Source organism: uncultured Thalassolituus sp., assembly GCF_950066645.1.
Taxonomy (GTDB): Bacteria; Pseudomonadota; Gammaproteobacteria; order Pseudomonadales; family Oceanobacteraceae; genus Thalassolituus.
In genome coordinates this window covers 78,198-100,535 of sequence record NZ_CATMFB010000002.1, presented here as the reverse complement: position 1 = coordinate 100,535, position 22,338 = coordinate 78,198, and the positions used below count along the sequence as shown (strand labels likewise).

At 55.5% G+C, this 22,338-nt stretch carries 23 protein-coding genes; 9 read left to right on the top strand and 14 right to left on the bottom strand.

Annotated elements, in window-relative coordinates; all coding sequences use genetic code 11:
• The first annotated feature begins 112 nt into the window (after positions 1 to 112).
• The gene (locus tag Q1L85_RS02230) at positions 113 to 1,273 is read left to right on the top strand and encodes a 1-acyl-sn-glycerol-3-phosphate acyltransferase (RefSeq protein ID WP_300425562.1); all 1,161 of its coding nucleotides are present in this window, start codon (positions 113 to 115) and stop codon (positions 1,271 to 1,273) included.
• Here Q1L85_RS02230 and Q1L85_RS02225 read toward each other — a convergent pair.
• Positions 1,248 to 2,042, bottom strand: coding sequence for a tetratricopeptide repeat protein (locus tag Q1L85_RS02225; protein WP_300425564.1), 795 nt, complete (start codon positions 2,040 to 2,042; stop codon positions 1,248 to 1,250). The two genes, Q1L85_RS02230 and Q1L85_RS02225, sit on opposite strands and share 26 nt — an antisense overlap.
• Before the next feature lie 138 nt (positions 2,043 to 2,180).
• Positions 2,181 to 3,041 carry a response regulator gene (locus Q1L85_RS02220; protein WP_300425566.1) on the bottom strand — a complete coding sequence of 287 codons (861 nt, stop codon included), beginning with the start codon at positions 3,039 to 3,041 and terminating at the stop codon, positions 2,181 to 2,183.
• Positions 3,042 to 3,083: 42 nt separating this feature from the next.
• On the opposite strand from Q1L85_RS02220, the gene Q1L85_RS02215 reads away from it, so the two are divergent.
• Positions 3,084 to 4,082, top strand: coding sequence for a cation diffusion facilitator family transporter (locus tag Q1L85_RS02215; protein ID WP_300432150.1), 999 nt, complete (start codon positions 3,084 to 3,086; stop codon positions 4,080 to 4,082).
• 116 nt (positions 4,083 to 4,198) lie between these two features.
• The gene (locus tag Q1L85_RS02210) at positions 4,199 to 5,068 is read left to right on the top strand and encodes a hypothetical protein (RefSeq protein WP_300425569.1); all 870 of its coding nucleotides are present in this window, start codon (positions 4,199 to 4,201) and stop codon (positions 5,066 to 5,068) included.
• Here Q1L85_RS02210 and Q1L85_RS02205 read toward each other — a convergent pair.
• Together Q1L85_RS02205 and cysK are read right to left on the bottom strand one after the other, a co-directional pair.
• Positions 5,034 to 5,663, bottom strand: coding sequence for an alpha-ketoglutarate-dependent dioxygenase AlkB (locus Q1L85_RS02205; RefSeq protein WP_300425571.1), 630 nt, complete (start codon positions 5,661 to 5,663; stop codon positions 5,034 to 5,036). The two genes, Q1L85_RS02210 and Q1L85_RS02205, sit on opposite strands and share 35 nt — an antisense overlap.
• Positions 5,663 to 6,610 carry a cysteine synthase A gene (gene cysK, locus Q1L85_RS02200; protein WP_300432148.1) on the bottom strand — a complete coding sequence of 316 codons (948 nt, stop codon included), beginning with the start codon at positions 6,608 to 6,610 and terminating at the stop codon, positions 5,663 to 5,665. The genes Q1L85_RS02205 and cysK overlap by 1 nt, the downstream gene beginning before the upstream one ends.
• Positions 6,611 to 6,732: 122 nt before the next feature.
• Between cysK and Q1L85_RS02195 the strand changes: the two genes are divergently transcribed.
• Complete coding sequence (locus tag Q1L85_RS02195; RefSeq protein ID WP_300425574.1) at positions 6,733 to 8,001, top strand: GGDEF domain-containing protein; 1,269 nt, start codon at positions 6,733 to 6,735, stop codon at positions 7,999 to 8,001.
• Between the two features lie 26 nt (positions 8,002 to 8,027).
• On the opposite strand, the gene Q1L85_RS02190 is transcribed toward Q1L85_RS02195, so the two are convergent.
• The 5 genes from Q1L85_RS02190 to Q1L85_RS02170 are packed head-to-tail and all read right to left on the bottom strand — an operon-like array spanning position 8,028 to position 13,354.
• Positions 8,028 to 8,909, bottom strand: a complete 882-nt coding sequence (locus tag Q1L85_RS02190) for an acyltransferase (protein ID WP_300425576.1) — start codon at positions 8,907 to 8,909, stop codon at positions 8,028 to 8,030.
• Positions 8,910 to 8,914: 5 nt separating this feature from the next.
• Positions 8,915 to 11,035, bottom strand: a complete 2,121-nt coding sequence (pta, locus tag Q1L85_RS02185) for a phosphate acetyltransferase (RefSeq protein ID WP_300425577.1) — start codon at positions 11,033 to 11,035, stop codon at positions 8,915 to 8,917.
• A complete protein-coding gene (locus tag Q1L85_RS02180; RefSeq protein ID WP_300425579.1) occupies positions 11,032 to 12,207 on the bottom strand; it encodes an acetate/propionate family kinase in 1,176 nt (391 codons plus the stop codon). The genes pta and Q1L85_RS02180 overlap by 4 nt, the downstream gene beginning before the upstream one ends.
• Positions 12,208 to 12,227: 20 nt before the next feature.
• Positions 12,228 to 12,548: a PilZ domain-containing protein gene (locus tag Q1L85_RS02175; RefSeq protein WP_300425581.1), complete on the bottom strand. Its 321-nt coding sequence runs from the start codon at positions 12,546 to 12,548 to the stop codon at positions 12,228 to 12,230.
• The gene (locus tag Q1L85_RS02170) at positions 12,545 to 13,354 is read right to left on the bottom strand and encodes a glucosaminidase domain-containing protein (protein WP_300425583.1); all 810 of its coding nucleotides are present in this window, start codon (positions 13,352 to 13,354) and stop codon (positions 12,545 to 12,547) included. The genes Q1L85_RS02175 and Q1L85_RS02170 overlap by 4 nt, the downstream gene beginning before the upstream one ends.
• Before the next feature lie 284 nt (positions 13,355 to 13,638).
• On the opposite strand from Q1L85_RS02170, the gene Q1L85_RS02165 reads away from it, so the two are divergent.
• Complete coding sequence (locus tag Q1L85_RS02165; protein ID WP_300425585.1) at positions 13,639 to 14,577, top strand: diguanylate cyclase domain-containing protein; 939 nt, start codon at positions 13,639 to 13,641, stop codon at positions 14,575 to 14,577.
• A 3-nt stretch (positions 14,578 to 14,580) separates the two neighbouring features.
• Here Q1L85_RS02165 and Q1L85_RS02160 read toward each other — a convergent pair whose 3' ends face one another.
• Both Q1L85_RS02160 and Q1L85_RS02155 read right to left on the bottom strand, forming a co-directional pair.
• Positions 14,581 to 14,916, bottom strand: coding sequence for a hypothetical protein (locus Q1L85_RS02160; RefSeq protein WP_300425587.1), 336 nt, complete (start codon positions 14,914 to 14,916; stop codon positions 14,581 to 14,583).
• An 81-nt stretch (positions 14,917 to 14,997) separates the two neighbouring features.
• Positions 14,998 to 15,753 carry a GNAT family N-acetyltransferase gene (locus tag Q1L85_RS02155; protein WP_300425589.1) on the bottom strand — a complete coding sequence of 252 codons (756 nt, stop codon included), beginning with the start codon at positions 15,751 to 15,753 and terminating at the stop codon, positions 14,998 to 15,000.
• A gap of 143 nt (positions 15,754 to 15,896) precedes the next feature.
• On the opposite strand from Q1L85_RS02155, the gene Q1L85_RS02150 reads away from it, so the two are divergent.
• Positions 15,897 to 16,466: a hypothetical protein gene (locus Q1L85_RS02150; RefSeq protein WP_300425590.1), complete on the top strand. Its 570-nt coding sequence runs from the start codon at positions 15,897 to 15,899 to the stop codon at positions 16,464 to 16,466.
• A 1-nt stretch (position 16,467) separates the two neighbouring features.
• Here the strand turns inward: Q1L85_RS02150 and hemN are convergent, their stop codons facing one another.
• Positions 16,468 to 17,844, bottom strand: coding sequence for an oxygen-independent coproporphyrinogen III oxidase (hemN, locus tag Q1L85_RS02145; RefSeq protein WP_300432143.1), 1,377 nt, complete (start codon positions 17,842 to 17,844; stop codon positions 16,468 to 16,470).
• Positions 17,845 to 18,110: 266 nt separating this feature from the next.
• Here hemN and Q1L85_RS02140 point away from each other — a divergent pair, with 266 nt between their 5' ends.
• The gene (locus Q1L85_RS02140) at positions 18,111 to 18,773 is read left to right on the top strand and encodes a TetR/AcrR family transcriptional regulator (protein WP_300425593.1); all 663 of its coding nucleotides are present in this window, start codon (positions 18,111 to 18,113) and stop codon (positions 18,771 to 18,773) included.
• Here Q1L85_RS02140 and Q1L85_RS02135 read toward each other — a convergent pair.
• Together Q1L85_RS02135 and Q1L85_RS02130 are read right to left on the bottom strand one after the other, a co-directional pair.
• On the bottom strand, positions 18,767 to 19,060 hold the full coding sequence (locus Q1L85_RS02135) for an EscU/YscU/HrcU family type III secretion system export apparatus switch protein (protein WP_300425594.1): 294 nt from the start codon (positions 19,058 to 19,060) through the stop codon (positions 18,767 to 18,769). The genes Q1L85_RS02140 and Q1L85_RS02135 overlap by 7 nt on opposite strands.
• Positions 19,057 to 20,871: a flagellar hook-length control protein FliK gene (locus Q1L85_RS02130; RefSeq protein WP_300425596.1), complete on the bottom strand. Its 1,815-nt coding sequence runs from the start codon at positions 20,869 to 20,871 to the stop codon at positions 19,057 to 19,059. Before Q1L85_RS02130 ends, Q1L85_RS02135 begins: the two co-directional genes overlap by 4 nt.
• Positions 20,872 to 21,027: 156 nt before the next feature.
• Here Q1L85_RS02130 and ccmA point away from each other — a divergent pair, with 156 nt between their 5' ends.
• Together ccmA and ccmB are read left to right on the top strand one after the other, a co-directional pair.
• Positions 21,028 to 21,672, top strand: a complete 645-nt coding sequence (gene ccmA / locus Q1L85_RS02125; RefSeq protein WP_300425598.1) for a cytochrome c biogenesis heme-transporting ATPase CcmA — start codon at positions 21,028 to 21,030, stop codon at positions 21,670 to 21,672.
• Positions 21,669 to 22,337: a heme exporter protein CcmB gene (ccmB, locus tag Q1L85_RS02120; RefSeq protein ID WP_300425600.1), complete on the top strand. Its 669-nt coding sequence runs from the start codon at positions 21,669 to 21,671 to the stop codon at positions 22,335 to 22,337. The genes ccmA and ccmB overlap by 4 nt, the downstream gene beginning before the upstream one ends.
• Position 22,338: the final 1 nt, after the last annotated feature.

The window sequence follows — 22,338 nt, the reverse complement described above, 5'->3', positions numbered from 1 at the left end:
CCCCCTGGAAGTAGTGTTCCTGCATGAATGATCGGCTATCTTAAGAAACATCCTCCTTGCTGCCAACAACTAAAGCAATGCCGGATCCGAACGACTTTCTGGATGAGTGACCATGTCAGATCAGTATCAAGACATACGACCCTATCGTGACAACGAGGTTGAACAGGTGTTAGAGCGCCTTGGCCGCTCACCTGAGCTACTGGCCGCTCTGGTGCGCTTCCGATACCCATTCACACCAGACTGGTTGATTGGAGGTATATCGGCATTCCTCGGCTGGCGCCTGCGTCGTCATCTGGTCAGTGTCCGCTCGGTACCGGAATTTCAGGAGTGGCTGCGCGAATGGATCGCCACACTGGTGCAGTCAACTACGGGACAGGTTCAGGTCACCGGACTGGATCAGCTGGGCTCGCCACGCCCCTATCTTATGCTGTCGAATCATCGCGATATTGCGATGGATCCGACCATGATTAATTACGCACTCATGACCCATGCCTGGCCAACCGCCGAAATTGCGATCGGCGATAATCTCCTGCAGAACCCGGTGTTATCGGACGTGATGCGCCTGAATAAAGCGTTTCTGGTAAAACGCTCAGCGGCGATGGGCAAGCGGGAAAAACTGACCGAAATGCAGCGCCTTTCAGCGTATATACGTGACACCCTGGCGCAGGGACACTCTGTCTGGCTGGCACAGCGCGAAGGGCGGGCGAAGGATAGTCGCGATCACACCGATAAAGCGGTACTGAAAATGCTGGCGTTGAGCGGGCGTGAAGATGGCATCGGCTTTACCGGATCACTGGAGCGTCTTGAGCCATTGCCCGTTGCCGTGCATTACGAGTGGGACCCCTGTGACGTGTTCAAGGCCCGGGAACTGGTCGCTCGTGAGCGGACCGGGCAGTATGAAAAAGAAGCGGGAGAAGATACCCGAAGCCTTCTTGCCGGGATGAAGGGATACAAAGGGCAGGTTCGTATCAGTTTCGGAAAACCACTGACTGTCGCTGACATGGAAACCCCCGAAATCATGGCCGCCGCTGTCGACCGGCAGATTCTGGCAATGACGCCTGTGTATTCCAATAGCTACGCGGCGCTCTGGATATTGCAGCAGAAGTTCTCAATGCTTACTGAACTGAGTACCAGACCCGGCACTCCCGATCAGAGTGATGTTGATGAGCTGATGAGGCGGTGTGAAGGAGAGGAGAGGGACATCGTAATCCGTCTGCTGAAGAATTACGCGGCCCCTCTGATACCGGTTACTGAGCGTTCAGCAACTCGGTAATACGCAGGTCAACTTTTTCGCGGATACTGACGTCCGGAAATTCTTCATGAATTTTCCGGAAGTAGGACAGTGCCTTCATCCGGTCCGATGACTTGTTATATGGGCTCATGTAAATCAGACCCAGCTGGTACAGAGCTTTCGCGCGGATCTCAGCACCCGATGCCTCGTTCTCGTAGACAATGAGGTAAACGGCTTCAGCTTCTTCTGTACGGTTTTCAGCGATGGCCCGCTCACTCATAGGATTCAGTTCATCGTCATAGGCAACGTTAGGGCGTTCAAGCAGAATTTGGCGGTTTACGTCGTTGAGTAACTCGGTGGCCGACACTTTGACGGCGCTCTGGTCCCGCTCGTTGAGAATTTCCAGGTGCTTCTGAATACGTCCTGAGAGCAGGGAGCGCGGATATTCTTTGCGGTGCAGCTGAAAATATTCACGGGCTTTTGCATCGTCACGATCGTCGTTAAAACGGTTCATGTAAATAAGGCCAATCTGATACAGAGCCAGCGATTTCATATTGTCGCTGTAGTCCGGTGCTTCATAGCCTTTGAGGTAGGTCGCAACCGCTTCTTCGGTCTGGCCGCGGCTGATGGCTCCGACGGAGTAGGTCAGCAGGTCTGGCTCATCCCGCAGTGCAGCAGCAGCCCGTACCCGGATATCTTCTTCGTATTTGGCTACTTTATAGGCCCCAGCTTCAGCAACCAGCAGAGGTGCTGGTGCGGCACAGGCCGTCAGCAGGCAGGCGGCGGTTAAGGCGCAAAGTCGGAGTAACATAATCTGAGATTTCCCTGTTCGGATTTTGACTACAGTCTAAAGACAGGGAGGGCACTTGGAAAGAGCACAAACCGGGACACCCCGGGTTTATGCCTCTGACATGACCCAGCGCAGGGTTATGTCAGAGTATTTCAGGGGTCAGAGCAGAATGGACGCGAGAATAGACGCCAGCACACCAATACTGGCTCCGGCGAAGGCAGCCCGGATGGCCGTACTGCGGATCAGAATCTGCAGTTCCAGTTTCTGATCGGTGATCAGGCTTTCGAGCGCGACCCGCTGAATATTATTGTTTGTGGTCAGGTCATCGGCGGTTTTGCGGCACACTTTTTCAGCCACTGCGACGGCGAGACGTTGGTTATGCGCCTGTGTTTTGCGGAACATCTGTTGTGGTTCCAGTTCTTTCCCGAACTCACTCCGCAATGCTTCTACCTGCTTCTGCAGCTGACGCTGAATCACTTCGAGCTGATGCTTCTGATGTTGTTGCAGTTGCGACGTTGTCAGGTCCAGACCCGCCGTTACTTCGCTTTTTGCTTCGGTAATGGCGAGCTTCAGGTGCTTCTGAATGATCCGGTCTATTTCAATGAGTGGGATGTCTGTGGCAGGTTTTGCCTGAGGTTCATCATTAGCAGCAGGCTTATCCAGCGACTGAATAACGGCCATGATGGCTTCCTGATTGGCGGGTTTTGGCAGAACACCGTCGGCACCACTCTGGCGCGCGATGCGGAAATAATCCTCACCTTCTTTGGAGGTGTACATGATGGTCGGAATCGCAGAGGTTTTCGGATTTGAACGGATAACCTGCGTCGCTTCAAGACCGTCCATGCCCGGCATCATATGGTCCATGAAAATAATGTCCGGCTGCTGGTGCTCAAGAAATTCAAAAGCGGCTTCAGCACTTTCTACGGCTTCAACGTTCATATGCAGACGGGTCAGCAATCGTTGCAAAACCAGCCGCGCTGAGCGGGAATCATCTACAATTAAGGCATTCTTGATAACCATGGGTCCGGTCCGTACATTCCATCAAACCTGGCGATAGTTCCAATGCCGGAGCGTTACGTCAAGTCTTTAGTGTGGATATCAGGAACTGGATCACAGTGGCAGAGCGGACAAATACCGGACGCTCCCGGGCTTCTCTGGCATAATGCCGGGCAGGTAACATCAGGTAGGATCGCGAAAACAGTGATTGAAAACGGACATCTCATCAAACGCGCAGCTGTGGCCTCTATGCTGACTGCGACGGTTCTGCTGCTGGCGAAAGCGGCCGCCTGGACAGCCAGCGATTCCGCCAGCGTGCTGTCTTCGCTTCTGGATTCCATGATGGATATCGCGGCCTCCGTGATTAATTTTTTCGCTATCCGTTATGCCCTGATGCCTGCAGATGATGATCATCCGTTTGGTCATACAAAGGCAGAGGGGCTTGCGGCTCTGATGCAGTCAGCTTTTATTCTGGGCTCCGCCGTCATGCTGTTGCTGCATGTGGTTGAACGTCTGGTAAAACCGCAGGCTCTGACCGCGATTCCGGAAAGTATTGGCGTGATGATTTTTTCGACCGTGGCGACGGTAGCGCTGGTCGCTTACCAGCGCTGGGTGGCGCGAAAAACGGGGTCGCTGGCAGTAAAAGCCGACTCGGCGCATTATGTCGGGGATATTCTGACCAGTGCGGCGGTGGTGGTTGCTCTCGTCGCAGCCTACTGGCAGGTTTACTGGCTCGACCCAGTAATTGCCCTTCTGATTGCCGCGGTGCTGCTGTACAGCGTGGTGGGAATTATCCGCGAAGCGCTCGCTGTTCTGATGGACAAAGCACTTGAACCTGAGGACGAAGCTGATCTGATCCGAATTATCGAAGACAGTCAGGGTGTCCGTGGTTATCATGATCTGCGTACCCGTCAGTCAGGGGTCGTGCAGTTTATTCAGTTTCATCTTGAGCTTGATGGGGGGCAGACACTGAGATCGGCACATGATATCGGTGATGCGCTGGAGAAACGTATCCGGTTACGTTTTCCCAAAGCTGAAGTGATCGTTCATCACGATCCGGTGTAATGCGCTGGGGCCTGCTGATTCTTATCGTTTGTTCTGCGGCTGCAATGGCCGGAGGCATGCAACAGCCCCGTCTTTATCCCCCTGACGTTCAATGGCCAGTTCTGCCGGAAGGCGAAATGGCGCGGCAGACAGTCGTTACCGATGATATGGCTGAGCGTTCCCGTCGCTGGCTGGTCCGGCATCTCGATTCTATTTCCGGCGGTATCGATACTTTCTTTGTCGATAAATTCTTTAATGAAGATGTGACGGACATTGATAGCGTAGGCAGTCAGGCGCGTTTTTCGTTCTTTACCCGTCGTGAACTCGGTAAACCGGTCGATTATAAATTTGGCGTGGGTATTAATATTGAGCTGCCACATACCAATGAACGTCTGAACCTCCTGCTGCAGAGTGAAGACGAAGATGTACGTGAGTCTGACCCGTTTGAGAGTCCTGAAAACGCTACTTACAGTTCGGCGCTGCGTTTTATTATTAATGAATCGGAGCGTTGGATTGCAACGGCTGATGCAGGGGTACGCTGGGGCATTCCGCCCGATCCGTTTGTGCGTTTCCGGGCCCGGCGACCTTTCTATTTTGATTACTGGAATTTCCGGATTTCTCAGGAATTTAATTACTACACGACCGATGGTTATGGGTCGGAAACCGGATTCCGTTTCGATCTGCCGTTAAGTATCCGGAAACTACTGCGGCTCGAAACCGAAGCTGAGTATCTTCTGAATAATGATTATTTCAAGCTGACGTATGGCGGTGGTCTGTACCATGAAATCAATCATATTTATGCCTATGCGTTACTGGCGCAGGCGCGGGGGGATACGGAAGCCGGAATCGAATTCAGGGAATATGAGGCTGGTGTGCGTTTACGTCGCCGGGTGTATAAAGACTGGATGTTCGCTGAAGTTCAGCCGATGTATGTCTGGACCGAAGAAAATGACTGGGAGCCCCGGCCGGTTATTATGTTCCTGATTCAGGCAGAGTTTTATCAGTAAAAATCTGTCTGAAGGTGAGATTAATCCGGGAATCACTGATGGCCTTGCGGCGGGGTACTGAGTGCTGCCACTGACGCTGCATCCCAGCCTGCATAATCAGCAGGCTGCCATGTGGCAGTGAAATGACAGCGTGTTGTCTGCTGCTACCGCGGCGACGGACAGCGAAATCGCGTTCTGCTCCCAGACTCAGTGAGGCAATGACGGGCGCAGGGCCAAGTTCGGGCTCGTCGTCACTGTGCCAGCCCATGGCATCGTTGCCATCCCGGTACAGGTTCAACAGTACGGAGTTAAATCTGGTTGCGGCAACGGTCGAGAGTTTATCGGCGAGAGTCTTCAGTTGTCCGGACCAGCGTTCAGCCTGGAACGTTTTGCCTGAGTAGCGATACTGTATATTGTCGTCGCCCATCCAGGCCTGCAGGCGTGGAATGGGGTGCTCTTTGCCGTAAATCGTCAGAGTTTCCTGCTTCCACGGCATAGTCTCAGTCAGCATTCGCTGAAGCTGAGTCGCTTCATCGGAAGATAGAAAGTCTTTGATCAGCAGGAGTTGATTGTCCAGCAGCCACTCCGGGCCGCTGGCAAACAGGTCCTGGCTCATCAGCTGGCGGGCTGACCTTCGAACAGCGGCGACGTCAGATAGCGCTCGCCGGAATCCGGAAGAATCACCACAATTTTCTTATCGGCAAATTCCGGCTCGTCTGCAAGTCGCAGTGTGGCGGTCATGGCGGCACCGCAGGAGATACCGGCGAGAATACCTTCTTCTGACATCAGGCGGTGAGCCATCGCAATGGCGTCGTCATTGGAGACAGCTTCTACCCGGTCAAGAATACCGAGATCGAGATTCTGAGGGATAAAGTTAGCACCGATGCCCTGAATTTTATGCGGCCCTGGGGTGATATCTTCACCGCGCAGTGCCTGTCCGATGATGGCGGAGGCCTCAGGCTCTACCGCAACGGACGTGATGGCTTTGTGCTGTTTGATAAAACGGGAAATCCCCGTGATTGTTCCACCGGTACCCACACCTGCGACAACAACGTCCACTTCTCCGTCTGTATCGTTCCAGATTTCCGGCCCGGTAGTCTTTTCGTGGATAGCCGGGTTGGCCGGATTGTTAAACTGCTGCAGCATAATGCGGTTATCAGGGGCTTCGGCGAGCATCTTTTCGGCGGCCTCAACGGCGCCTTTCATGCCTTTAGGGCCTTCGGTAAGCACGAGGTTGGCGCCCAATGCTTTCATTACCTTACGGCGCTCGATGCTCATGGTCTCAGGCATGCAGAGGGTTACTTTGTAGCCGCGGGCGGTACCCACAAACGCCAGCGCGATGCCGGTGTTACCACTGGTCGGCTCAACAATTTCCATCCCCGGCTTCAGCAGACCTTCTTTCTCAGCTTCCCAGATCATGTTGGCACCGATACGGCATTTCACAGACTGAGCGGGATTACGGTTTTCCAGTTTTGCGTAAACATGAGGGTGATTGGTCAGTTTATTGATCCGGACCAGCGGGGTATTGCCGATCGAAAGAGAGATGTCGTCGTAAACCTTCATGTATACCTCAGTGATTTTTCATTACTATTGTCTAGACTTAATGTGACCTGTGCCGCGGCAGGAATGTTTCCGTGCGGGTACACTTATAACTAAGCCGATCATACCTGAAAACAGGAAAAACGTTGCCTAAGCCGAGTATTCCCCAGGAAAGCAACACATTAGGGCCCCTTGAGACTCAGATCAACACCCTGAGTGGACTGGTCGAGAAAGGCCGCGCACGTTCGCGGTTTCCTGCCCGCTTCGAAGCCGAGTTCGTCAATCATCGCCTCAATCAGGTGCTGAATCAGGATCTGCGTATTATCGCCGCCGGTCTGATCGTGTTTCTGGTGTTTGGTTGGGCAGATTTCTACTTTGGGGGTTCCCGCTCGGCCTTTATGGTGTCTGCGCGGATGTTGCTGACCGGCGGTTTGTTTATCGCACTGTTCTTCATTCCAAGAAGCCGTCTCAGGCACCAGGGCTACCCTTTACTGGTGGTGGGTATCTATACCTGTATGTTGTTGCTGTGCTGGAACATTACTCAGATCAAGGTGCCTCTGGCGTACTTTTACCACAGCGGCATGATCCCGATGCAGGTGTTCGCCCTGTTGGCATTACGCAGTAACTATCGGGCAATGCTTGCCTGCTCGTTTCTGATGCTCTTCACGTATGTGATTTTTGTCGTCATGCTTCCTCCGGTCGACAGCCCGGATGAGATCGACCGTATGGCGTACGCGATTCTGCCGTTTTATCTCTTATTCTGGCTGATTCTCATCGCCATGGGCGGCTACCTGTCGTTTATCATCGAAAGCGGTTCCAGAACGGATTTTGTTAAAAATCGTCTGCTGGCGCTGGAGGCAGAACGCTTACAGTACCTGGGGCGGAAACTGCAGCAGCTTTCCGTGACCGACAGCCTGACGGGGCTGTTTAACCGGCGCTACGTTGAAGAGCGGCTGACGGACGAGTGGCGTCGCTGCTCGCGCAGTCAGGAGCCTCTCTCGGTACTGATGCTGGATGTGGATTCATTTAAGTTATACAACGATTTTTATGGTCATCAGCAGGGCGATGTCTGTCTGAAGTCGGTGGCTACCCGGATGGCCGATTTCTGTCGTCGTCCGGGCGACGTCTGTGCCCGGTTCGGAGGCGAAGAGTTTCTGATCCTCCTGCCGGAAACTCATAAAGACAAAGCCTGTGAGCTGGCGCAGGACATCTGTAACGCCGTCGCCGCGATGGCATTGCCTCACAGCCAGTCTGAACATGGGGTGGTGACGGTCAGTATGGGGGTTGCGACTTATGTTCCGGACCCGGCAACCGGGTATGAATCTTTACTGCGTGAAGCGGATGTTGCCCTCTACCGGGCGAAGGACCGTGGTCGTAACCAGGTCTGCTGTGAGGGCGCCGGCGGGCAGATCTGACCCGCCTGACGCACTGCGGGAAGCACTCAGCGCTGGCGCAGAGTCTCCAGAGTTTCGTCTTTTTCTTCCCATAGCTGCTGCACCCACTGCTGAAAATTCAGTCGGTACTGTTCGTCTGTTTCGTAATCACCACCGCGCAGTTCTTCGGGAATCGTTTTCTCCTTCACGACCACGTTACAGCGGGTCATTTTCCCCTGCATAAAGTCCCAGAATGTCGGAATACCTTCAGGGTAATCAATCGTCACATCCAGCACGGAGCGGAACTGGTCACCCATTGCGCTCATAGCGAAAGCCATCCCACCGGCCTTGGGTTTCAGCAGGTGGCGGAAAGGAGACTGCTGTTGCGCGTGTTTCTCCGGAGTGTAACGGGTGCCTTCCAGGAAGTTCATGACGCTCGTGGGCATGTCTTTGAATTTCTCACAGGCCTGACGTGTGGTCTCAAGGTCTTTGCCTTTCATCTCCGGGTGCTTGGCGAGATATTCTTTGCTGTAGCGTTTCATAAACGGGAAATCGAGCGCCCACCAGGCTGCGCCCATAATCGGCACTTTGATCAACTCCTGCTTGAGAAAGAATTTGAGCAGCGGAATACGGCCGTTAAAGGTGTGTTGCAGTACCAGAATATCTACCCAGCTCTGATGGTTGCTGAGAACAAAATACCAGCCATTGCGATCGAGAGAATCCGGACGCTCAATGCTCCAGTTCATCTTCTGGGTCAGAATCATCCAGCCAGAGTTACAACTGATCCAGGCATTGGCAATCAGGTTGAGAATCCCGGTAATGACTTTGCGGACAGACTCCACCGGGATAATAATTTTCAGCAGAGTGAAAGAGAACAGGAATACGGCCCAGAACAAGATATTCGCCAACAGCAGAAGGCTGGCAATAATTCCGGTAACAATGGGTGGCATAGGGTTTACCCTTTTTTCTGTTGTTGAGACTGAATGGCTGTCAGGGCAATGGTGTAGACAATGTCTTCCACCAGGGCTCCACGTGACAGGTCATTGACTGGCTTTGCCAGCCCCTGAAGCATAGGGCCGATGCTGATGACATTGGCGCTGCGCTGCACGGCTTTGTATGTGGTGTTGCCTGTGTTCAGATCGGGGAACACCAGGACCGTTGCCTGGCCTGCCACCGGGCTGTCCGGTGCTTTGCTCCGCGCTACACTTGCCGTGGTGGCCGCATCATATTGCAATGGTCCGTCAATCACCAGATCAGGGCGTTGCTCACGCACCAGCGCGGTGGCCGCCCGGACTTTTTCAACATCTGCCCCTGTGCCTGACTCTCCGGTGGAGTAGCTGAGCATGGCGATACGGACGGGGATCCCCATCGCTTTTGCCGATTCGGCACTCTGGATAGCGATGTCGGCCAGCTCTTCGGGCTGTGGATCAGGGTTTACTGCACAGTCGCCATACACCAGAACCTGATCGGGCAGGCCCATGAAAAATACCGAGGATACCAGCCGGGCATCGGCGGAGGTTTTAATCAATTGCAGGGCGGGGCGTATGGTATTTGCCGTGGTGTGAACCGCGCCAGAGACCAGGCCGTCCACTTCGTCCTGTGCCAGCATCATAGTGCCCAGTACGACGTTGTCTTCCAGCTGCGCCAGAGCCATTGGCTCCGTCAGGTTTTTATGGCGGCGTAGTTCGACCATACCCGCAACATAGCGGCTACGTACTTCATCAGGGTCCACTATGGTCAATGATTCGGGCAGGGTAATCTCCTGAGCGCGGGCCACCTGTTCGATGTTCTCGCGTTTTCCCAGCAGGATGCAGTCGGCAATACCCCGGGACTGGCAGATCGCTGCGGCCTGGACGGTCCGCGGCTCTTCGCCTTCTGGCAGAACAATACGTCTGCGGTCTGCACGGGCTTTGGCCACCAGCTGATGCCGGAACGCCGCCGGAGACAGTCGCGGTGTGTGCGGTGCACCGATTCGGGCCATGATGGCATCGGTATTCAGGTGCTGAGAGACGGTCGTCATGATGCGGTGAACCCGGTCGGTATCGTCGACAGGCACGTGCGTGTCCATATGCGTCAGGGCCCGGGCCGTGGAAAAGCTGTCGGTGGCGACGCTCAGGACGGGCAGGCCGCTCTGCCAGGCACGCTGACAGAGGTTGTCCAGTTGTGGATCGGGACGGTAGTCACTCGTCAACAACAGCCCTGCCAGAGGCGTTCCGTTGACGGCAGCCATCGCAGCGGCAACGATAATGTCGTTGCGGTCTCCCGGTGTAACGAGGAGGGTGCCCGGGCGCAGCAGATCAATAATGTGCGTCAGTGTCCGGGCGCACAGAGTAATTCGTGACACCCGACGCTCTGCGATATTCCCTTCATTAATGACCTGCGCGTTCAGGGCGCGGGCGACATCGAGAGTCCGCGGGCTGAGAAGGTCGGATTGCCATGGTATGACGCCGAGCACCGGGCAGCCATCAAGTGCCAGCGTCTCGCATTCGGCGGTAGTGCAACCGGCGGCAGGAAGCTCGTCCGGAGCGTCTTCGGCAGTGGGCAGTGCGCCGTGAATATCGGGCGCTCCGGCTTTGTTGATCAGGCACCCCATGATGTTGGCCTTCGCCCCACCGAACAGCCCCATCTGTAACTTCAGATCAGAGCGGATCTGGCCGGTGCTCTGTCCTTCTGCACTGGTGACAAGCAGTACGTCTGCGTTCAGTGCCTTAGCAATTTCGACGTTAAGTTTGGCGGTGTAGGGCTCGCTGCGGTCCGGAGCCAGGCCCTCAATCAGAACAACATCGCAGTCATTGGCAACTTCAGCGTGAAGGGCCACCGCATCTTCCAGAATCCGGTCAAGCATGCCGTCGCTGATGCTCTGCTGCACATCATTAAGATGCATAGGGTCGGGGGTATTCAGGTGAAGCACGGTGCGGGCCAGGTAAGTGGAGCGCTCGCTGCTGGCGTAACCCGGAGCAACAGGTTTGACGAAACCGACTTTCAGTCCTTGAGCGTCTAACGCCTGTATCAGACCCAGACTGATTGTTGTCAGGCCGCTGTCGACGCCCGTTGGGGCAATAAAAATATTGATCATAGTCCAGTAATTTTCAGAGTGTCCTGAGCGATCATCTGCTCTTCATCGGTCGGGATGACCAGTACCAGTGGTGTTCCGGTTTCGCTGATGCGACCGGATTCATCGCCATTGGCCTGGTTCAGCGCTGTGTTCAGCCGGAACTGAATATTACGCCAGTTGGCCAGAATACGGCGGCGGATATCGGCGGAGTTTTCGCCAATGCCGCCGGTAAAGACGACGGCATCGGTACTGCTCAGGTTCGATGACAGCGCTGCGAGCTGCCGTGCCACCCGGAAGCAGAATGTATCTAACGCACGTTTGGCTGCCGGCTCGCCTGCGGCTTCGTGCTGCAGCAGGGTGCGCATATCATTACTGATTCCGGAAAGCCCAAGCAGGCCGCTGTTGCGGTTCAGAGCGGTCATCAGCTCGGCCATGGAGCTGCCGCTTTCACGCATCATATGCTCAAGCAGGCCCGGGTCGATGTCACCACTGCGGGTTCCCATAATCAGGCCTTCCAGCGGCGTCAGTCCCATGCTGCTGTCGACGGATTGCCCCTGACGGATGGCGCAGGCGCTGCAGCCGTTACCCAGATGGGCAATGATCAGGTTCAGGTCATCGGCGGGACGGTTGAGGCGCCTTGCGGTTTCAGCACTGACATAGCGGTAGCTGGTGCCATGGAAGCCGTAACGACGGACCTGGTGGGTTTCATACCAGTCGTAAGGCACACCATACAGATAGGCCTGAGCTGGCATGGTCTGATGGAATGAGGTATCGAAGACCGCGACGTTCGGCAGGTCAGGCAGTAATTCCCGACACAGGCGGATGCCCATGAGATTCATCGGATTATGCAGCGGCGCCAGTACCGATACTTTCTCGAGTTCTGCCAGCGAGTCGTCCGTAATCAGAGTGCTTTCGTGAAAGGCTTCACCGCCGTGGACAAGACGGTGTCCGATGGCCGCCAGGTCCTGAAGGTAGTCCTGACACTCTTCGATAAAGGTGGCCAGGGCCTGGCTGTGATCCATGGCCTCTTCACAGCTGAAGCTCTTTTCGCCTTCGACTCTGAGCCGGGCTCCCTCGCCGCCGAGGCGTTCTGCCAGTGCGGTAATGATGGGGGCAGCAGTGTCTGTGGTGCGGTAGAGGGCGAGCTTAACCGAAGAGCTGCCACAATTTACTACAAGAATACTCTGGTCCATTGATCCTCCTGTGTATCAGCTTACCGGCGGCTGAATTCGTCGGCCAGGTAGCTGAGAATATGTTCACCTGTTTCGTGGCCGTTGCGCTCCTGATAAAGAAAACGCAGGCTGTAGCGGGTGATATTGCCCGCAGGCTCAGCCCTGACAATATCTGCGGGCAGCTGACGGACATTATGTGAATCGCTGAAAATATCGACAGACAAGCGTCCGCCAACAGGGAGTCGCTGAGCGGTTTCTATAATCATGCCCTGACGGGAAAGCCAGCTGACTTCAGCTTCGGCTGTACGACGTTTCAGAGGAAACCAGTGCTTCAGCCTGACACGGGCCTGTATCTTCATCATGGTTGCTGATCTGACGAGGGGTGATCGAAGCGTTCCAGTGAGTTGTAGCGGATCATGCTGCGCAACTCTTCGACATATTCTTCACCCCGGGCGGAGTAGCCTGTCAGGCCTCCAGCCAGTGTCAGTCCGGTGCTGTAGCCCAGCTGACTGATTTCATCATGACGCATCTCACGCAAGTCTGCATACTCTTTGTGACGGTTTAAGTTCAGCATATAAGAGCGGACGCTCTGATAAGGGTTCCGGAACACGGCCACTTCATGGCGTTCCTCGTCGGCGCGGTACTCAGGGACCAGGCCACAGCCTTTGGTGAAACACCACTGGCCGAACAGATTGTTACCCTGCGTCGCAAACCGGGAAGTGCCCCAGGCCGATTCGTTCGCTGCCTGTGCCATAGCGAGTGAGGGGGGCAGGGTATTCACTTTTTCCAGCAGTCTGCGGATCTGCGCTTTCGCCCCCAGGGTATTCACCCGGTACTTCTTCACCAGAGTATGAAGACGGGATTTCTCCGTGGCACTCAGTTTTTCGGCGTTCAGCATGGCCTGCAACTGTTCGCGTTCGAGAATAATTTCGGCGTTTGCCTCTTCGATCAGTGGCAGAAGAAACCCAAAGAAGGCTTCTTTCTTCTGCGAGACATCGGTGATCTGGGAGAAATCCGGGAGGCTGGTTTCTGTCACTTCCTTGCGAGGGTGAAACTCAGTGATTTCCTGTTCGGGGAGTGATTCGTCCTGTTCACATCCTGCCAGCAGGAAAACAAAGACAAACCACAGACATTTAACGCGACCGCGATGGGATACCGCTGCACTCACTTGGACACTCCGAACATTTGTGAAGCACGGAGTGTATCAATTTTTTCCTCAGCCTGAAGTACTTCGCTTTTGACCCGTTACAAAGGCCTTATCCGGACAAGCTACTTCCGTTCGGATGTGGCATATCAGGCAAAGTCTGACGGTTATCTGCCGCTTTTTTCTGATCAAACGTATATTTAATTGGCGTCCAGTAAAAAAGCGTTAAATTTTATTAACTTAGCGCAAGTTTGGGGTATGCTGGCCGATACTATTCTCACGCGAATACGTGGTCTGGATACTCCATTATGCGAACAGAACCCATCATTATCATTGCGGATGAGACACTGTCCGTTCAGGCACAGTTGGGTGAAACCCTGGGACAGGGGATTTCACTCGTCAGTGCAATGAATCAGGAACAGCTCGAATACTGGCTGCACGAACCTGAGCGTCAGCCCGATGTGCTGCTGCTCGATCATGCCTTTGTTGGTCAGCAGTTGCAGCGCTTCTGTCATCAGTGGACTCATGACCCTGCTACCCGGGATATCAGTCTGGTGGTCATGGGGCCGGATGACGAAGAGCTGGAGACCGGTGCTTTGTCTGCGGGCGCGAGTGAGTATCTGCGCAAGCCGCTGAGTTCGCCTTTGTGTCGGGTGCGTATCGGCAGAATTCTCGATACCCGCGAAGAGATCCGTCGTCTCGAGGCACTCTGCGTAACAGACGGTCTGACGCAGATTGCAAACCGCCGGTATTTTGATGATTTCCTGACCGCTGAATGGCGTCGGGCAATCCGTGAGGAAGGCAACATCGGCCTTATCATGGTGGATATTGATCACTTCAAAGGGTTTAACGACCACTATGGGCACCCGGAAGGTGACAAGTGTCTGAAGCGGGTGGCTCAGTGTCTGAAAGAGCAGGCGCAGCGCCCACGCGATATGGTTGCCCGATACGGTGGTGAAGAGTTCGCCATTGTGCTGCCGTCGATTCATTTTGAAGGTATGAAAGTTGTCGCTGAGCGTATCCGGGATGCGCTGGCCGCAATGGCCATTCCGAATGCTGCGTCGGACACGGACCCAAGGGTCACCGTCAGTATGGGGCTCGCCTGGGCAGAGCCAAACGCAAAAGATAAAGTAACAACGCTGATCGAAGCGGCGGACGAAGCGCTTTACGCGGCCAAATCCGGCGGCAGAAACCGCTTCAGTGAAACTGTCGATCTGGCATCAGTGCGTAGCCTGATCGCTAACTGAGGGTCAGGATACAGGTGTCAGGGCGTGTCGCAGCGCCTGAATCTGGTGCTGCACCTCTTCCCGGGTCTGAAGACGTCGTAGCACCGGGCAGTGGACCTCAGCGAATTCTCCCAGCAGGGTTGCCAGACTGGTCACGGGCATAGTGATCACCTCGTACGGGTAATCGTGATCCTGCACACTGAGCTTCATCAGCTCGATATATTCTTTGGTCAGGCTCTGTAGCAGATTGAAGACGTTATCTTTCTCAGCGCAGTCCGCGGATTCCCAGTAACAGGTTTCAAGTGCAGTCAGTAATTCGCTGATGGTGCTGATGGCACCGCCGATGGTGGTGGAAGTCATGCCTGTCCCCTTATCTGTCTGTACTCTATGAGTATAGTGCACAGCTGGCCCGACTGGCGTAGTCGGGCAGGGGAGGGAATTTCAGCCGCGCAGGATGCGGTTGAGAAAACGATAATTCATGTCCTCACGACGGAGGAGAATCATGGCGTCTGCGACCCCGAAGTCCGAATCCAGAAACGGCTCGCCACACACTCTGACACCAATGCGCAGATAGGCTTTCAGCAGGGATGGAATCAGCTTCCCGCCATCGAGGGTGGAGTCTGTCTGCGGTACCGGAATACGTGGTATAGCACGCATGGACTCGCTGGTCATGTGTTTGTTACGCAGATACGCCATGATGGCGCTGACTTCTTCATACCCTTCATTGACGGGGATGGAGCAACAGCCCATCAGAAAATCAATGCGGTGTTCTTCCAGGTAGTTGGCAAGGAAGCCCCAGAGGTGGCCAATGGCTGCACCACTGCGGAAGTCCGGGTCGACACAGGTGCGGCCGATTTCCATATAGGAGCGTCCTGGCTGCAGGACCTGGCTCAGATCAAACTCAGTTGCAGAATAAAAACCACCTGCGCGGGCGGCCAGATCGTTGGTCAAAATGCGGCTGTAGGCAACGACGGCATCTGTCTCGTTGTCTTTAACGATCAGGTGCATGCAGATATCGTCAAAACGATCTTTGTCGATGCCATGGGCTGCCCCCTGAACAGAGGCTCCCATACCTTCAGCGAAAACACGGTAGCGCAGTTCCTGCGCCTGGCGGATTTCTCGGACATCAGTCGTGATGCGGGCAGTCAGGCCAGAGAGGACTGGTTCTGCACAGATCTGAGCGTTTGATTGTGGCATGGGCTCACCGGTGTTTTGCATTGCTTCGTATAATTTTTATAACAGTTATGTGACAGCCGAATGACAGTGTCATTCCTTACTCCGTGTTTATCTGTCACAGCCCCTTTAAAAAGTGGGGCTATCCTAAGGGGATGGAGGTAATTATGAAACCTTTGTTACAGATATTTTTGTTACTGTTTCCCCTTTTGTCCCACGCTGCGCCACTGCTGACGCCCAACCTGGCGCACGAGGCGTTGCAGCGTGAATACATTGGTCAAAGATTGTACTGGACTCCCTTCCGCCTGCCATTGACTGTCCGGCAGGGGGAGGAGAGTCGCGAGGGCCAGACGCTGGATTCGCTGTATAGCGCCGGGCTGGTCACGCGCGAGCGCGAAATCACGACCGAAGAAATTGGCACCGGACGTCGTCGGGTGGTTATGAACTGGACCTATGAATGGGCCGATAAAGCGCATGAAGGCGCGTACTACGGCATGCGTCAGGTACTCGAGGTGGACTCGGTATCGGATGTGGTACAGCAGGGAGAGCGTTGGTTTGCCGAAGTCAGGCTGCGCTGGTACGTCAGCGATCTGCCATCGTGGCTGAGCGATCCGGTTCTGCGTCAGGCGCGTACTCTCAGGCGCAGCATGGAATCGAAGCAGCGTCCGTTTGAAGCTGCTCTGACCCTGGAATACCGTAATCAGCGCTGGGAGATCTGGGTACCCGAGCTGTACTGATTCAGATGGCCCGCGAAAACCGTGGTTGTTCGCTCTCTGTGCGGTAGGCGTCAAAGGCCATACAGGCCTGTCGTACCAGCAGTCGCCCGGCATCCGTCACCTGGATACCCTCACTATCTATGATCAGCAGGCCGTCTTCCTGCATTCCCTGCAGTCGCGCCAGTTCGGCAGAAAACCTGTCACGGCTGTTGATACCGAATTCTTCATCCAGATCATTGAAACGCACGCTCAGGTGACACAGCAGGCCCATGATGATGCGTTTGCGGATCTCATCTTCCCGGGAGCTGCGACATTCCCGGGCAGTCGGTAAGCGACCTCTGGCAAGCTCAGTCTGCCAGGCATCGAGCTCCACCGGGCTCTGAATAAACAGGTCGCCGAGCTGGGAGATTGATGATACTCCGAAGCCAATCAGGTCACAGTTTCCGTGGGTGGTGTAGCCCTGGAAGTTCCGATGCAGCGTGCCCTTCGCCTGTGCCAGCGACAACTCGTCGTCGGGCAGGGCGAAGTGATCCATGCCCACATAGTGATAGCCCGCCTCGCTGAGTGATCTGATCGCCATACCGAAGATAGTGAGTTTTTCTTCGGGAGCCGGCAGATCTTCCGCGTTTATTCTGCGCTGGGGCATAAAGCGTTGCGGCAGGGGGGCATAGTTAAAGACAGAGAGACGATCCGGGCGCAGGTCAATGATGTCTCTGATGGTGCGTTCAAAACTCTCCAGCGTCTGCAGGGGCAAGCCATAGATCAGGTCGACATTGATTGAGCGGAATCCCAGTGCACGGGCTTCTGACATGACCTGGTGGATCATTTCCTGCGATTGTATGCGGTTAACAGCTTTCTGAACGTCCGGATCCAGGTCCTGAACCCCGAAGCTGACACGGTTAAACCCGAGTGCCCGGAGGGTGCTGAGGGTCTCAGGGCCAAGCTCCCGGGGATCAATCTCAATTGAAAAATCAGCGCTGTCCGCGTCACTGAAGCGGAAGCGTCGACGCAGGTGAGTGATCAGCCGGTCGAGTTGCTCATCCGAAAAAAAGGTGGGTGTTCCTCCTCCCAGGTGAAGCTGTTCAACGACACGGTCCTGACGCACCAGGGCGGCTTTCAGATCAATTTCCTGCAGGAGCCACTGCAGATAGGGTTCGGCCCTGTCTTTATTCCGCGTCACTATCTTGTTGCAGCCACAGTAGTAGCAGACGTGACTGCAGAACGGGATATGCAGGTACAGTGATAACGGACGCGAGGTACTCTGGCTTAACGCCCGGCGCTGATTGGCATCATCAGAGGCAGTACAGAATTCGATTGCCGTCGGGTAAGAGGTGTAGCGAGGACCCGCCCGGTTGTAGCGCTGGACCATCAGAGGGTCCCAGATGAGGTGCTCGGTCATAATTCAGGCTTCACGTTAAACAGGACCGGAAGTCTAACGGTTCGTGTCTGGGCGTTTATTGCTGTATATCAATAGCGTGGCTGAACCGGACCCTTAAAGCGCCGCTATGTCAGTTGTGTCGCGAGGGAATTTCATTCTCATTCCAATTAGGCTCTAATGGGCCTTGATTTTGTAAAGATTTGGTCGTTTTATAGACGCTGCCTGGGAAATGTACATGCAGTGTGCCCAGCGGGCGCGTACATAACAGTAGTGATTAAGGTCGATATATGCCAAAGAAGCCGTTTACACCGGAAGAGATTGCGGCCCAACGAGAGCGGATTATGGACAGTGCCTCCCATGTGATGGCGGATGTCGGTTTCCACCACCTGTCGATGCGTAAGCTGGCCTCTCAGCTTGGCATGACAGCCAGCAATATCTACAACTACTTCCCGAACAAAGAAACGTTGTTTGTTCATACCCGCCGTCGTGGTTTTGAACTGGCATTTCTGGATATTAATTCGCAGATGGCTGAGCACCTTGACCCTCGCTCAGCACTCTTCAATTTTGCCGGACATCTGATTCAGTTCGCGCAGCGCTTCCCTGGTTACTATCAGCTGATGTTCCAGCCGCCGCGTCTGAGTCTGAGTGATCCTGAGCTGGTGGATCGTGATGTCCTGCAGCAGGTCGATCGCCTGGCAGAAGAATGGCAGTCCCACCTGCTGACCATGCTGGCCGATGCCGTGCCTGCGCTGGCTTCCGCCAGTGAGACCCGCCAGAAGCAGCTGGCGCTGTTTTTTGTGTCATCGCTCCACGGGCTTATAGACACTTACTACTACAAAGCGCTGCCGAAACTGCTGTCCGGCGTTGATCTGATTCCTGATGACATCGTTGAAACTCATATTGAGTGGCTGCTGAATTCGCTGGAGCGTCAGGCAGAGCACACTCACTGATCGGTTCCGGAGGGCGGCGTACGTCCCTCCAGTGCAAAGACAAACGCCAGAATTTCCGCAATGACCCGGTACAACTGTTCCGGGATCTCTTCTCCCACCTCCAGCTGGCTCAGCCACTGCGCCAGCCCGGCATTCTCATAAACCGGGATATTGTGCTCCAGCGCCAGTTGTACGATGGCCTGTGCGAGGTCGTCGCTGCCGCTGGCCGCAACCTTAGGCACCTGGTCGCCATCATAGCTGAGTGCAATGGCTTCACTGACTTCAAACAGATGATCCGGAATGCTCATGTGTGTATATCCACCAGTGACTGACGCACGAACGAGTCTGTGCGGGGCGGGCGACGACCATGTCGCGCCATCAGCTCTGTGACGTCGGCGCCAAGGTCGGTTAATGAACGGCGCAGAGGTTGTAAGGCCTGATTCAACTGACTGAGGGTCTCTGGCTTTTCTGACCAGAAGGTTGCGGATACGCCAGACGGGCGCAGATCCAGCTCGACATCGAGAGGGCCGAGTTGAGTGAGGTCAAAGTGCAGTGTCAGTTGCCAGCGTTTTTCTTTATCTGGCGTATTTCTTTCTTGTGGGTGGTGCCAGATTCCCAACTGGGCCTGCTGGATGTGATCCCCCTGGCGCCACAACAGAGGAATATAGGTCGGTGTCGGGTCACTGCTCTGCAGCAACCGGACCTGCTCCTGTTCTGTCTGAGCAACGGCCTGCTGTATCAGCCTGAAGACCTCTGCAAGATTGTCACTGCGCGACTGAGCGTTGGCGGCAGCGATGACCTGAGCCTGTGGTTGAGGAACAGATGCATTCGCACCGCTGCTGAGACCGCCCCTGTCGCCCTCGGGCCAGTGCTGAATCAGGTGCATCATCAGCCCCTTCAGGTTGCTCAGGACGGGCGCAGGAACCAATGCCGGGTGAGAAGATTGTGTCGACGGAGTGATGGCACCCGGTGATGGTCCTGTGCCCGGGGGCTGAGTCGCCGACTCTGTTTTTCCACCCAGCTGAGCAATCAACTGCATCAGGGTAGGCTTGCCCGCCGTGGTCGAAGGTGAATGAGCCTGAGAAGTCCCGGCAGACGATAAATTCGTGCTGTTCGCCGAAATACCGGTTGCCTTTCTCCCGGTCTGAACAGGAGAAGGCGCGGCTGAAGATGCAGACTCGCCTTTTCCCTGCGACAAAGTTCTGGCAGCGGAGGACCAGAGCTGCTGGAAAATCTGACCGATGTCTCTGCTGTCGCGGCCGGGTGCCAGAGGCGAGTTTGACGGGGCAGGACCCCGAAACAGATTCCGTTCGTAGTGGACCGGTGCGTGTTCAACGGCGTTGCGGATCCCCCCTGATTGTGACAGTTGCCCCTCGGTGGGTAATGCCTGAGTAAACTGCCTCAGCGGCGCTTGTAAGGGCGTCGGCAGGGCGGCGGTAACCTGCTGCAGTCGGGCCAGTAGCGCTGCTTCGCCCGAGACGGCAACCTGTGCTCCGCTGATCGGATTGGGTATTGCCGTGGTAACCGGCCCCGGGGTGCCGGAAGGTGTCTGCAGTTGGCTGTGCGAGCCTGCAGGACGGTTGCCCTGTTGATAGGTCAGTGAGGGCGGCGGCTGGCGGGGATCGCCTGCGCTGGGCTGCCAGGGGATGCGGGAGGTCAATAACTGGCTGATGGCCTGCTGGAGCCTCTGCTCGATACCTGATCCCGGTTGGGCACCTGTCTGTTGGGTAGGGGTCGGTTGAGACGATGCCTGGGTGCCGGGAGGCAGGGTGCTGATGACCTTGAGGAGCGACGGCATCGCTTTGTCAGAGGCCAGTGTTACCAGAGTTCCTGTCGCGAGTGGCCGCTCACTACTCACCTGAATGGATTTGCCACCACTGGTGAGCGTCAGTAACCAATGCGGTGGCTGACGGGTGTCGCCGCTGGACGGTTTTCCTGCGGGCATCTGATCAGGTTGTGAGGAGGCGGATCGATCTCCGGGGGGCGGAGTGCTGGCTTTCTGCGACCCGGAATCAGGAGTGGGCGCCGGCTGGCTGGATGTCACCCGGGCTGTGAATTCTGTGCGTTGCCCTTCCTGCGCTGGCGATTCGGTTGGCTGCGCACGCTGAAGTGACTGCATTACAGTCCTGGTGATCAGGGGCAGATCACTGCTGCCGGTCGGTCTTGTCATGCTTTAGCTATCGACCTCAATTGACAAATCTTTATTGCTTCAGCTCAGGTTTGTCGGCGCCTTTTTGGGTATAATGCGGCCGCTTTCAGATATCTCGAGGTTCGGATGACGCCATCGCAGGGCGCCCTTCAGGTAAATTTACAGGCCGTCGCGCTCCATTGTGAACGCGATGACCGTGAATTGTTTTCCGAACTCTCTCTTTCTGTCAGTAGCGGCGATCTGCTGCAACTGGCAGGGCCAAATGGTGCCGGTAAAACCACCTTACTGCGCTTACTGGCTGGTCTCAACCGGGATTACTCCGGAGACCTTCTCTGGCACGGTCAGCCACTGTATGACAATTACCCTGACTACGCCCGTCAGCGTCTCTACCTCGGGCACCTCTCCGCGGTGAAAAAAGCCCTGACGCCTCTGGAAAATCTGCGCTGGTTAACGGCTCAGGATGCCCCCGATACCGAGCGCCTGTATCAGGCACTGGAGCAGGCGGGATTGCTGGGCTATGAAGATACTCCCTGCCAGCATCTTTCTGCCGGTCAGCAGCGTCGCGTCGCGCTGGCGCGTCTGCTGGCCAGCCACTGCCCACTCTGGATTCTCGATGAGCCCTTTACTGCACTCGATAAAGCGGGGGTAAGCTGGCTTGAAGGTCTGATGCAACAGAAAGTGGCAGAGGGGGGCGCTGTCATTATCACCAGTCATCACGCGCTCGAAGGTATCCCCGGCCTGAAACAGCTGGAGCTGGGAGGCACCTCATGAGTCTTGTCAGCGCTACTGTCCGTCGCGACCTGCTGCTTGCCGCCCGTAACCCGGGAGAGTGGGCTAACCCTCTTATGTTTTTTCTCATGGTTGCTGCTCTGTTTCCTCTGGCGGTCGATCCTGACCCGGTATTTCTTGGCAAAATCGCCGGGGGAGTGATCTGGGTTGCCGCCTTGCTGGCTACTCTGCTGTCGCTGGATTCCCTGTTCCGGGCGGACGTCGATGATGGCTCGCTGGAACAGTGGCTGGCGTCCGGTGAATCTCTGTTTGCGCTGACATTGGGGAAAGCGCTGGTGCACTGGTGCATTTCCGGCCTTCCTCTGACCCTGATGTCGCCTCTGCTCGGGTTAATGCTGAATCTGCCGGGTGAGGCATACACGGCACTGATCCTCAGCCTGGCAGTAGGGACTCCGGTGCTCAGCCTGCTAGGGGCTGTGGGGGCTGCTCTGACGGCCAGTCTGCGCAGTGGCGGGCTTCTGCTGACGCTGCTGATTCTGCCGCTTTACGTGCCGGTACTTATCTTTGCGGCCAGTGCGGTTTACCACGCAGGGATTGGTATGGCTTACAATGGTCAGGTTGCAATGCTCGGTGCCATGCTGGCGCTGGCCGTTGCCCTGACTCCCTTTGCTGCAGGTGCAGCACTGAAACTGAATTTATCGCGGTAAC